General features: G+C 32.5%; 5 protein-coding genes and 2 pseudogenes. 3 read left to right on the top strand and 4 right to left on the bottom strand.

Annotation, left to right across the window (positions count from 1 at the left end):
- Window positions 1-99: 99 nt before the first annotated feature.
- Genes EAI80_RS10975 through EAI80_RS10985 form a run of 3 tightly spaced genes read right to left on the bottom strand, consistent with a single transcriptional unit; the run spans window position 100 to window position 4,719 of the window.
- Complete coding sequence (locus EAI80_RS10975) at window positions 100-363, bottom strand: DUF1292 domain-containing protein (protein ID WP_161220342.1); 264 nt, start codon at window positions 361-363, stop codon at window positions 100-102.
- A 56-nt stretch (window positions 364-419) separates the two neighbouring features.
- Window positions 420-3,575: an AAA family ATPase gene (locus tag EAI80_RS10980; protein WP_129982050.1), complete on the bottom strand. Its 3,156-nt coding sequence runs from the start codon at window positions 3,573-3,575 to the stop codon at window positions 420-422.
- A gap of 1 nt (window position 3,576) precedes the next feature.
- Complete coding sequence (locus EAI80_RS10985; protein ID WP_129982052.1) at window positions 3,577-4,719, bottom strand: exonuclease SbcCD subunit D; 1,143 nt, start codon at window positions 4,717-4,719, stop codon at window positions 3,577-3,579.
- Window positions 4,720-4,923: 204 nt separating this feature from the next.
- Between EAI80_RS10985 and EAI80_RS10990 the strand changes: the two genes are divergently transcribed.
- Window positions 4,924-5,880, top strand: a complete 957-nt coding sequence (locus tag EAI80_RS10990; RefSeq protein ID WP_129982053.1) for a hypothetical protein — start codon at window positions 4,924-4,926, stop codon at window positions 5,878-5,880.
- Window position 5,881: 1 nt separating this feature from the next.
- Complete coding sequence (locus EAI80_RS10995) at window positions 5,882-6,250, top strand: hypothetical protein (protein WP_129982054.1); 369 nt, start codon at window positions 5,882-5,884, stop codon at window positions 6,248-6,250.
- A 239-nt stretch (window positions 6,251-6,489) separates the two neighbouring features.
- On the opposite strand, the pseudogene tnpA reads toward EAI80_RS10995, so the two are convergent.
- Window positions 6,490-6,873: pseudogene (gene tnpA, locus EAI80_RS11000) on the bottom strand (IS200/IS605 family transposase).
- 101 nt (window positions 6,874-6,974) lie between these two features.
- Between tnpA and EAI80_RS11005 the strand changes: the two are divergent.
- Window positions 6,975-7,387, top strand: a pseudogene (locus EAI80_RS11005) (RNA-guided endonuclease TnpB family protein); the annotation flags it as partial.

A 7,387-nucleotide genomic window follows, 5' to 3' on the forward strand; every position in this document is an offset into this window, starting at 1 on the left:
TGTGGTTCACTACACTTGGCGGTAAATACCTGTGGTCAGACTATCTCCGACTGAATTAGTGCCATGCCCGGCACACGCGAAAAAGAATAGGCTATTTACCTATTCTTCTACAAAATTGAATTTGTCTTTGTTTCTTTCTTTGAATACTTCAAAGAGAATATTTGTTTGATCAGGTGTAACCCCTAATAAGCCATCTAAACCCTCTTCTTTAGTAGGTACGACTTCATAGATAGAAACCTGTGTTGTAGATTCATTATGTGGCATAAGAACAACATATGTGCGCTTATCATAAGTGAATTGATCTAATAGCTTGAATTCAACATCAGTCCCTGATGTATCTTTTAATGTAATAATGTTTTTCATTGTGTTTACCTCGCACATTTATTATGCCATAAGTATGCGTCTTACGACAATCATTTTTAACTGATCTGCCACTTCACATGAGAACCATGATCATCCTTAGATACAACTAATTGGTCTTCTATTTCCTGTTTTAATTCTGATACATGGGAGATAATACCAATAAGTTTAGACCCTTCTGACATATCCATAAGTACTTTAACGGCTTCATCTCTTGAATGATCATCTAAAGAACCAAATCCTTCATCAATAAACATAATATCTAGATCAATACCTGATGCACTTTCTTTTATCTCATCTGCCATACCTAGGGCTAAAGAAAGTGCAGCCATGAATGATTCTCCACCTGATAATGTATTGATTTCTCTTTCAGAATCAGTCACAAACGAATAAACCATTAAGTCTAAGCCTTTATTCTTACCTTCTCCTGCTTGTTCAATATTCTTAAGATGTAGTTCATACTGACCAGCAGACATATCATAGAAACGACTATTGGCTTCTATTAAGATACGTTCCAGGTATGTTCTTTGTACATATGTTTCTAAGTCCATTCTAGAACCTGATACATTACCAGATAATTGGTTGTATAAATTAGTTAACTGGTGGTTCTTATGAATCATTTCTTTTGTATGAGAAACAATCTTATCTAAGCTCTTTAATGATTCAGTGTTGTTTAAATAAGTATGTTCTTCTTCTTTTACAGCTTCTAATTGATTTTGATATGTCTCTACTATATCTTGATAATCTTTTTCTAGTTCATCTAGTTCAGGAAGTGATTGACCATTGATACGTTTCTCTATTGTTTCAATTTTAGAAGAGACACTGGCATAATTCTTAGAATAATTCATATAAGCTTGATTGAAACGCTTTATATCTTCTTTTTGATACTTAGAAGTAAGCTCCTGCCAAGAATCACATTTGTATTCTTCTACTAAGTTTGTATAAGTCTTATAAGACTCATCCCTGCTTCTTTCTAGTTGAGGAAGAGATTCTTTATAGGATGTAATAAGTGTTTGACACTTATTATAAATATCTGTAGATATATTTAATTTCTGTTTGAAGTCCTTATAAGCTGCCTCTTCTTCCTGTTTATTCTTATTAAGTAGACTGATCGCATTTTGTGCTTCTTCTAATGAAGCATAGCTTAACTGGCTCTTTAATTGTGTCAATGTAGAATTTAAAGAAGCAAGTTTGACTTCATATTGATGAATAGTATCAGTCAGTGATTTTACATTCTCTTCGCATTGACTTAACTGTGTTTCAATTGTTTCTAGTTCTTTTGTAAGTACTTGATAACGACTCTTTCTCACATTGAGTTCTTCTACAAGACGACTGAGAGTTTGTTTCTCATTAAGAAGTGTTTCTTTAACAGAATTAAGTGTAGATTCACTAGAGAGTGTTTCACTTAGAATCTTTAAATCATTCTTGTATTTCTCTTTTAATTCATTTAAAGAATCATTTAAAGATGAGGCTTTTGCGCTTTCTGTTTCCAGTAAAACAAATGCCTTATCTTTTTCTTTTCTCATTTTTTCTAGTTCTTCTTTAGTGGCCACTTCTCCATCTTTAAAAGATGCAGGAAGTGGATGGTGGATAGAACCACATACAGGACATGGAGTACCTTCTTCAAGTGTTCTTGCAAGTAAACCTGCCTGAGCATCTAGGAAGAGTTTATTAGCTTCATCATAGAGTCTATTCTTCTGATTATAAAGAGTACTTAATCTTGTATATTCATTTTGTGTTGAGACGAGTTCTTTTTCTTTTTTAGAAATAGATTGAAAGTCTTTAACGAGGTTGTTGTAAGAATCAAGCTTAGTCTTGAATTCCTTATGTTTTGATTCTAGAATAACCTGTTCTTTTTCTACATCCTTGAGTGTTTCTAGTTCTGCTTTACCTTTTTCCTGTTTTAATAATAAAGATTCTTTGTTTTTATTGAGTAAAGTAAGCTGTTTAATAGAATTATCAATAGATTTATTAATATTAGATATACTATTTTCTATTTTGCATAATTGTTTTCTATTTTCTAAATCTTTTGTCGCTTTATCATATTCCTGTGTATATAAACGGACAGATTGTTCGTATTTTATATCTACAGTTTTCTCTTCTTCTTTTAAGTTTTCATATTGAATGCGTAGTTCTGGCTCTCTTTTGCGTTCATTTTCTAGCTTATTTTGCGTATCTGTATATTGTTTTTGATCTTTTGTATAAGAGTTATATGCCTGCAAGATATTATAAGCATATTCAATTTTACTAGAGAGCTTATAGTTATTTTCTATCTCTTCTTTTTGATTATTTAAGTTAACGAGCTGTTGCTTTGCCTCTTTTAGAACTTGATAATCATTAAGAAGTTGTTTCGCTTGATCTAGATTTGTTTTCTTTTCCTCTTTTAATACATTAGTCTTACTTAATGCATCTTTCTCCTTATTAAGAGTCTCTTCTAATACCTGACAATAAGATTCTAACTCATCTACTAATTCATTAAGATAAGAGATTTCCCCTCTTTGAATTGCTTCAATAAGGAAGACAAGGTTTTCATGTTCTTCACCTACATGAATATGCCCTACTTCACTCATACATCTTGTTTTGATATCACTAATACTCTTTTCTGTTTCTTTTCTTCTATTATTGAGTTCTTCTACAATATCATTATAGATTTCTGTATGGAAAAGCTTTCTAAAGATTTCTTTCTTCTCATTAGATGATTTACGCAATACATCCATGAATTCACCTTGTGCAATCATTGCGACCTGCATGAACTGTTCTTTAGTGAGATGAATGATATCAATGATCTTCTTATTGGCTTCTTTTTGAGGATACTCAGACCCATCTGGCATCATTAATGCGATACTACCCGATTCTGCTTTTTCTTTTCTTAAACCTTTTTTAGCGCCTGCTTTATAGTAAGTATAATGCTGGGGTATACGATGAATGGTATAGATTTTTTCATCATCACCATATCCTTGTGAGAAGGTCAATTCTACATAAGGCTTAACGTCTAGTGAGGCAAATTGGCTTTGTAAGAGTGTGCCTGTTTTCTTATTTAGAGTAGAACTACTTTCTCCATATAATGCGAATACAATCGCATCAAAGATAGTTGTTTTACCTGCTCCTGTATCTCCAGTAATTAAAAACAAATTCTGATTTGGTTCTCTAAAGTCAATGACTGTTTTAGATGCATAAGAACCAAAGGCTTCCATTACGAGTTTAATAGGTTTCATATTATACCCCTTTCACATGGTTGATGATATCCTGTAATAAGTCTTTTTCTTCTTCATCAACACCATTTAAGAAATCAGTACATAAAGAGAATGGATCCATTTTAACATCCTTCTTTACAACTGCCTGATAGTTATTCTTTCTTATGTTTTCTCTTCTTATTTCAAGTAATCTAGGGAATGCATTTTTTAGCTTTTCTTGCATTTCAAAGATATTGAGATCCTGTTTATCAGTGAGTACAACTCTCACAAAATCATCACAGGATTGACTTAATACATCTTTAAGTTCTCCTTCTATGATTCTTAGATCATGAAGTGGTTTTAAAGGAAGTACCTGTGTTTCTACAACACCCTTCTCTTTCATTTCTATTTCTATAATTCCTTTGTCCTGACCTGCTTCACTCATAGAATAAGGTAAAGGTGTACCACAATAGCGATAGACATCACTTCCTACTTTCATAGGCTTATGGATATGTCCTAGAGCAGCATAATCAAATGGGAGTAATACTTCTCCACTGACTTCATCTATGTTACCAGCCGTACGTATTTCAGAGTCAGTTCGTTCTATGTCTTCTGCTTTCTTGTTAACTGGTAGATAGAACTGGTGAGAAATCAATACGTTTCTATCCTTTGTATTCATTTCTTCTCTTTCTATCAGTTTCTTAATTGTTTCACTATAAGAGTAGTTTCTTCCATCGTTAGTTCCAATAATGTTTTTAACCATGGAAGGTTTCACAAAAGGAAGAAGGTAAAAATGAACAGGTCCATAAGTGTCATTTAAAGTAATTCTTTCAATATGATCTTCTTCTTTTTCAGGAGGGTTACCTACCATATAGAGGTTCTGTTTAAGTAGTACCTGTCTAAAACAATCTATTCTAGGGGCACTATCATGATTACCAGAAATCATCATAATAGTAGATTGGGGTACTGCTTCCTTTAAAGATGTCACAAAAGAGTCAAATAGACTCACTGCTTCAGCACTAGGAACAGCTTTATCATATATATCACCTGCAATCATAATAGCGTCAGGTTGTTTTTCTTTTGCGTATTGTACAATTCTATTAAGTATATATTGTTGGTCTTCTGTTAAGTCTCTGTTCATTAGCTTTAAGCCAATATGGAGATCAGATAAATGAAATAGTTTCATTATTATTTGTCCTTTCTATGTCAAGATAAGTTTATTATACACCATCTCTATATTCTATGTCTGAAATTCATGCTTGATAATACCTTAAAATAGGAGTCATAGAAAAAAATATAAAATTGTTTGGTGTATACAAAAAAATAAGACAATATACAACAATCAGTATTATAATAGTACTAGAAAACAAATTGATTGGAGTTGTATCGTATGTCTTATTTTGATCAAAGAGAAGATTCTATATTGTTGATGGATGAATCTCTTCTTAATTTATATGATGAACAGTTTGAATACAGTTCATTCAAATCTTTAATTTCGAAAAAATATAATCAATCTAATATATTTATGAATCATCTTTTTGATTCCATTGAACAGGATGATGATGTGAATTTGGTCGTTGATCTGTCAGATGAGTTGAAAGAAAAATATAAAAAGGGATTACTTAGATTCGATAAAGATAAGAATAGCAACATGTATGCGCAGTTACGAGATGAGAAGAATCATTACGGGAAGAAGTTAAACATCAAAGAACAAGTGAATGAAAAGGATTTGATTATTGCATCACAGTTAAATGTCATCAAAGATGTATTAGATGATATTGTAGATACATTAGAAAATATTGAAGAGAACATCAGTCATATATTGATGGAGTTTCATAATGATAGAGTAGGATTATATTATAGTGGGTTATCTCTCTATCTAGAAGCATTACAAGTAAGTGACGCATCTTTAAGAAATGAACTCATATCTCAATCATTGAAATCTCTCAATGATTCACAGGCCCAGATTATTCAGGAACTCAAATCTGATATAGCTTTCCTAAGATCACCTCAGTTCAATAAGATAAAAAGAAAGAAACACGATTGTCTTGTAGAGAAAATGCAGAACATTCATGTTTGTTTTCAGACGATCAATAGAATCATCACCTTAAAAGCAATGATTTATTTTGATAGTAATCAATTCAATTCTATGCTGATGGTTTGTAATGAATACCAGAGGTTCATAAAAGCTATCATAAAACCAAACGTGGGATTTTTGATTGAGTGTGATCCAAGAGATGACAAACTCATAAATAGTACTTGGAGTAAAAGAGCGAATGCATTACTTGACTACAAAGAAATTCAAAACAGATTAAGAGCTATACAATACAAAACGGAGGGTAATTAGTATGGATTCAAGAAAGAAGGCTTGTCCTAATGAATGTTGTAAGACACACAGAAAAAAGAAATATAGTGCAAAAATTAACTATTGTCCTGAGTGTGGTGAGAAATTAATCTATGTTTGTAAGGCACATGGTTGTTTTAAACCATTGGATGAAGCAGAACCTGAACATAGTTATTGTCGTGAATGCCGTACAAAACGAGAGGACAGAAAAGAAACAGTAAAAGCAGTTGCAAAAAAGGGAGCTGAGATTGCAGGTGTTGTAGCAGTACCAGCAATAAAAGTATTACAAAAAGAGGCACCAAAAATAGCTGAACAGGTAGCAGAAAAGGCTATCAATGTAGCAGCTGACGCGATAAAAAAGAAGAAGTTATAGCATAAATGAGAGGATATTCACTGTAGTGGGTATCCTCTTTATGTTAGCTATAGAATAGATTTTTGCATATACATACAGCTTTCTAGTTAGAAAAAGAAACAGCAGCCCGCTGTTTCTCTCTCGTTAGATTCCAAACTCTCTTGCAAGTTCTTCATCTACTTCATAAATAAATCCTTTCGTTTGTCATAGGCGGAAACCCACTGCCTTTAGGCGATGGGAGGAGCCTCGTAAATCATTATCTATTCTCCCTGACTTTCAATATATTTTTGTATAGTTTCTGATGACACTTCTCCAATGCTGCAAGCAAAATAACCATATGACCAAAATGTTTTTTCCTTCCAATACTGTTTTGATAAGACCGAACTATACTTTTGCCATAAGTGGTATGTTTTTTCCTGCTTTACAATTCAAACTTTATCTGCTGTATCGTAACTTAATAAGAAATGCATATGGTCTTTGTCAGTTTCTATTACAATAATTTCGTAGCCACGAGTATTAGCTATATCGAGAATCTCTTGTTTAACATCATCGGTAATAGAGCCTTTTAGTAGTTGTTTGTGGTATTTGGTTACTAGGACTATATGTACTTTCAGACTGTATTTCCGTCTGTTATGAGATTGTATCTACTATTCACAGTTCCTATCCACAGTTCACCTCAAAATATAGATATTTCGCTATAAATTAGATATAATTATAGTGAAGTATCTATGAAAGGAGTACATCTATGGAACAGATGACTATTACAGCTAAAATTCAAATAATCGTAGCTGAAACAGATAAGGTTTTGCTTGATGAGACTATGTCTGTTTATCGTAATGCCTGTAATTATGTTTCAGACTATGTATTCCGCACTCATGACTTAAAGCAGTTTTCACTTAACAAGGCTTTGTATTCTACTTTGCGAGAAAAGTTTAACCTTAAATCGCAGATGGCTCAGTCTGTTTTGAAGACTGTTATTGCCAGATATAAGACCATTCTTGAAAATCAGAATGAGTGGATTAAAGCATCGTTCAAAAAACCTCAATATGATTTGGTATGGAACAGAGATTATTCCTTAACACAAAACCGTTTTTCAATCAATACGCTTAATGGTCGTGTGAAGTTATCTTATTTTTCAGATGGAATGTCTAAGTATTT

It is taken from the genome of Catenibacterium sp. co_0103 (genome assembly GCF_004168205.1).
Classification (GTDB): domain Bacteria; phylum Bacillota_I; class Bacilli_A; order Erysipelotrichales; family Coprobacillaceae; genus Catenibacterium; species Catenibacterium mitsuoka_A.